This window comes from Allocoleopsis sp., assembly GCF_036703385.1.
Lineage (GTDB): Bacteria > Cyanobacteriota > Cyanobacteriia > Cyanobacteriales > Coleofasciculaceae > Allocoleopsis.
Genome location: NZ_DATNPA010000109.1, coordinates 1 through 3,238 on the forward strand (window position 1 = coordinate 1; position 3,238 = coordinate 3,238).

The 3,238-nt window shown below is 45.5% G+C and carries 4 protein-coding genes and 1 pseudogene; 3 read left to right on the forward strand and 2 right to left on the reverse strand.

Going from position 1 to position 3,238, the window contains the following annotated elements:
• The 3 genes from V6C93_RS05470 to V6C93_RS05480 all read left to right on the forward strand — a co-directional run.
• Positions 1 to 284 (forward strand): PhoH family protein (locus tag V6C93_RS05470; RefSeq protein WP_333475641.1); only part of this gene is annotated, 284 nt, incomplete at its 5' end.
• 94 nt (positions 285 to 378) lie between these two features.
• Entirely contained in the window at positions 379 to 786 is a 408-nt protein-coding gene (locus V6C93_RS05475) for a ChuX/HutX family heme-like substrate-binding protein (protein ID WP_333475642.1), read from the forward strand.
• 132 nt (positions 787 to 918) lie between these two features.
• Positions 919 to 1,782: a DUF6816 family protein gene (locus V6C93_RS05480; RefSeq protein ID WP_333475643.1), complete on the forward strand. Its 864-nt coding sequence runs from the start codon at positions 919 to 921 to the stop codon at positions 1,780 to 1,782.
• A gap of 122 nt (positions 1,783 to 1,904) precedes the next feature.
• On the opposite strand, the gene V6C93_RS05485 is transcribed toward V6C93_RS05480, so the two are convergent.
• Together V6C93_RS05485 and V6C93_RS05490 are read right to left on the reverse strand one after the other, a co-directional pair.
• Positions 1,905 to 2,558 (reverse strand): Rpn family recombination-promoting nuclease/putative transposase, encoded by a 654-nt coding sequence (locus V6C93_RS05485; protein WP_333475644.1) that lies wholly within the window; start codon positions 2,556 to 2,558, stop codon positions 1,905 to 1,907.
• 312 nt (positions 2,559 to 2,870) lie between these two features.
• Positions 2,871 to 3,137: pseudogene (locus tag V6C93_RS05490) on the reverse strand (transposase); the annotation flags it as partial.
• Positions 3,138 to 3,238 lie beyond the last annotated feature (101 nt).

Consider the following 3,238-nt stretch of genomic DNA (forward strand, 5'->3'; position numbering starts at 1 on the left):
GCACCCTCAACAATGCCTTTGTCATCGTTGATGAAGCGCAAAACACAACACCGGCTCAAATGAAAATGGTGCTGACACGCATCGGTTTTCGTTCTCGTATGGTGGTTACAGGTGACGTCACACAGACAGATTTGCCTGCAAACCAGCAGTCAGGGTTGGCAGTGGCTCAGAAAATCTTGCGTCCGATTAAAGAGATTGCTTTCTGTGAACTGACAACTAAAGATGTTGTCCGCCATGCCCTCGTTCAGCAAATCGTTGCCGCTTACGAGAAGCATGAGCAATAGGGGCATAGAGAATTAGGCAGAATTTTCTGTTCCTCTGCTAAGTCTGTCTTTTAAAACTGTAATACTTTCCTAATCCTTACTTAAATCTAATTCTATGACTGCTACCCTGAAAGAATTTTTGGAAGCTTGCGAAACGCTGGGAACCCTACGTCTTATTGTCACCAGTCGTGCAGCAGTTTTGGAAGCGAGAACTACGATCGAAAAGATATTTTATGCTGAATTACCCAAGGGAAAGTACGCCAATATGCACAAAGAAACCTTGGAATTTCACCTGAATATGGATGCGATTAAAAAGGTGAAGTTTGAAGAAGGTGAAGCAAAACGGGGAAATTTTACAACCTATGCGATTCGCTTTCTGGACGAAAACGAGGAATCTGCGTTGAGTGCGTTTCTGCAATGGGGTAAACCAGGGGAATACGAACCAGGACAGGTAGAAACATGGCAGGCACTGCGGGAGAAATACGGAGAAATTTGGGAACCCACTCCTGTTGTGGAGGTGTGATAAGTAGAAGTAGGCCGACATTAATATTTGTCTTGAGACAAGGCAGAGGGCAGTTCGCGCAGCGTTCTCCGCAGGAGTAGGCAGAAGGGAAAAGGATTTTAGTCTCTTATGTTTACACACCATTATTTATTTATGTCTACCTACTTATCAAGTAAGACAGTGTTGGACATCACTAGAGGGATGTTTAGATTTTGCCTAGCTGTGGTGTTACTGCTTTGGAGTGGTGAGGCACAGGCAGGGCAGTTGGCTGATCGCATGGCGCAGTTTCCTAATTGGGAGAGCAAACCCCCCGTTACCGCAGCACAGGGGGATTTGATTTATCCTGCTTGGATGGAGGGCACCTGGAACGTTACCAGCACGTTAGTTGAGCAGGTAGCACCGCTAGCACCAGAGGTGGTAACGCCGGGGTTTGAAAGCAATCGCCGCTATCTCAATCAGCCCGTTAGTTTTCTTGTGCGGTTTCAAGCTGTCACCCCTCAGTCATCTGCGATCGCAGAAAATCTTGTTCCTCTCAAACTGCAAAAATCGGGGCGCTCGCCGTTGCCCCAGCCCGGTAAAACGACTACAGTGGTAGCAGACCGTGAATTTAATGGATTGAATATTGGTAAGGCTTATTTAGGCGATCGCACTATTCAATCCGTCAAAGTCGATCCGAATTCTCCCAATCGCCAAATCACCTTTCTACGCACAGGGCGTCAACTCATCTCCATTGTTACGGGTCGAGCGGAGGAAATGCCAGCCCCGGATCGGTTTATTGGCACAGAGGTTTCAAACCAAATCTTTCGGGGAATACCTCAGCCTTATTTGAATCAGGTAGAAACGACAACCGCGTATCAGCGACAGGAATCGCCTACATTAGCGATCGAGGCTGATCAAGTCACTGCCATTTACCTCTCACCTCAAGATGCTGATTATTTTAAAGCGTTAGAGCGACCTGTGGCTCTCTATCGTTATCGATTAGAGCTTACTCCAGTAGACGCAACATCGCCTTCCTAACCGGGAAGCATCCCAATTTTATAGCCCCAATTTCGTAGGGGCACGACATATTGTGCCCTTGCCTTTGTGTATTCATTTAAAGAATTCAATACGAAGCGGTTGTGCGGCAAAAGTTTCAAAAATTACTCTTCTTCAGCGGGTTCATCATTCTGAGTCTTGGATGCTTCCATCTGTCTGACTACCTCAACATCCAAGCCTAACGCCTCTGCCACCTGCTCCACACTCCTTTCCGATGCCAACAGATGAGATGCTGCCGCCTGCCTCACTAGCTCGACATCTAAACCTAACCCTTCTGCTATCTGCTCCACACTCAACCCTAATGTCAACATGGGAGGCACTGCTTTTAACTTACCTCGGCGCTCACCTTCTTCTATGCCTTCCTGAAAAACCTCTTGATAAAATCTTGTTTGCTTTAGTTCACCTAAACCCAGCATTCGTTCTATCTCCTCCGGAGTTTTTTGGGGAAATTTATAAACAATTATCCTTTCTATCAATTGTATGAGTTCCCGCTTGGCGGCTTCATCAGCTATTTCAAGTCTTGCTTGGTTTATCAACACCCTAGCTTTTGCTCCAGCAGTTTCTTCTGGTTCTACCACTAATTTAAGGGTTGCAATGCCAATTGACTGCCCTAGCGTTGAACCGAATTCATCTAGATAGACACGACGGACGCGCTGACTGGCGAAGAATTCACGGTAATGTTTGATATCTCCTGTGTCTATCTCTTGAGTTGGATAGAGAACAACTGCACCCCAATAGAATATGGTATCGGTTTTCACGAAGCTTGAGAGTTCTCAATGTTTGGCAGAGTTCTTTGATTTTATAGTGCGTTAGCGAAGCGCCTCCAAGGGAGGATCGCACATTCACCTCATCCAAAAGGCGCTCGCACTTTCCCTCCAATGCGATCGCATGATGTTCCGTAAGCACTATGACAGTTGCGTCAATACTGTTTCTCTGTTTCGTGCAATCAAGTCTTGTGAGTATGGCTGCGATCGCACCTTATCCGCGTCAATTTATCTCACCTCTTGTCCTCTCAATACGTTCGCCCTCATGACATTGAGTATGGCTTGCTCAGTCGTGATCGCCCCTTTCCACAAGTCTATACTTACTTCTTCTATTGACTCTAAGACTTCTTTCCCCCATCCCCTCAGTACTTGACTAATTTCCTCTTGTGTCCTGGCTGGCAAAATACCGATTAATTTAGACTTTTCTAAATCTATTAATACCGCACAGTAATTTCCTTTTCCTTTGATCAGTGCTATTTCATCAATCCCTAATCTCTTCAATTCAGTGAGTTTTGATTCCAAGAGTTCTGCTGCTGCATCTTTTAACATCCTTTCTATCTCTTCTGTTGTCACTACCCCTTTTTTCGCTTCAGGCTTTGCCTACTATTAATTTCAGTTGTTTTGTCTCTCTTTTCTTCGCTCTGCTATAGATTTGGCATACTAAGTACTGAAGA

Excerpts from the sequence above, each read along its gene's own strand:
- V6C93_RS05475 (WP_333475642.1), top strand. The coding sequence starts at position 379 with ATGACTGCTACCCTGAAAGAATTTTTGGAAGCTTGCGAAACGCTGGGA.
- V6C93_RS05480 (WP_333475643.1), top strand. The coding sequence starts at position 919 with ATGTCTACCTACTTATCAAGTAAGACAGTGTTGGACATCACTAGAGGG.